1 protein-coding gene is annotated in these 1,129 nt (G+C 47.3%); it reads left to right on the plus strand.

Translation table 11 applies throughout. The annotated features are described in order from the left end of the window. A partial coding sequence (tuf, locus tag R8N28_RS26265) for an elongation factor Tu (RefSeq protein ID WP_017633725.1) occupies positions 1–1,129 on the plus strand: 1,129 nt, incomplete at both ends.

Raw genomic sequence — 1,129 nt, forward strand, 5'->3', positions numbered from 1 at the left:
TGTCTAAAGAAAAATTTGAACGTACGAAACCGCACGTTAACGTTGGTACTATCGGCCACGTTGACCACGGTAAAACAACTCTAACTGCAGCTATCTGTACTACTCTTGCTAAAGTTTACGGCGGTGTAGCTAAAGACTTCGCATCTATCGATAACGCTCCAGAAGAGCGTGAGCGCGGTATCACAATCGCAACTTCTCACGTTGAGTACGACACTCCATCACGCCACTACGCACACGTTGACTGTCCAGGACACGCTGACTATGTTAAAAACATGATCACTGGTGCTGCACAGATGGACGGTGGTATCCTAGTTGTTGCTGCGACAGATGGCCCAATGCCACAAACTCGTGAGCACATCCTACTAGGCCGTCAGGTTGGTATCCCATACATCATCGTATTCATGAACAAATGTGACATGGTTGACGATGAAGAGCTACTAGAACTAGTAGAAATGGAAGTTCGTGAACTTCTATCTGAATACGATTTCCCAGGTGATGACCTACCAGTTATCCAAGGTTCTGCACTAGGCGCACTAAACGGCGAAGAGCAGTGGGAAGCGAAAATCGTTGAACTAGCAGAAGCTCTAGATACTTACATCCCTGAGCCAGAGCGTGCGGTAGATCAGCCATTCCTAATGCCTATCGAAGACGTATTCTCAATCCAAGGTCGTGGTACAGTAGTAACTGGCCGTATCGAGCGTGGTATCCTAACTGTAGGTGACGAAGTTGCTATCGTAGGTATCAAAGACACTACTACAACTACATGTACTGGTGTTGAGATGTTCCGTAAGCTTCTAGACGAAGGCCGTGCAGGTGAGAACGTTGGTGCACTTCTACGTGGTACTAAGCGTGACGAAGTTGAACGTGGTCAAGTACTAGCTAAGCCTGGTTCAATCACTCCACACACTAAGTTCGAATCAGAAGTATACGTACTGTCTAAAGATGAAGGTGGTCGTCACACTCCATTCTTCAAAGGCTACCGTCCACAGTTCTACTTCCGTACAACTGACGTAACTGGTGACATCCAGCTACCAGACGGCGTAGAAATGGTAATGCCAGGCGACAACGTACAGATGACTGTAGAGCTAATCGCACCAATCGCAATGGACGAAGGTCTACGTTTCGCGAT

The sequence above is a fragment of the Vibrio sp. Vb1554 genome (assembly GCF_033344235.1).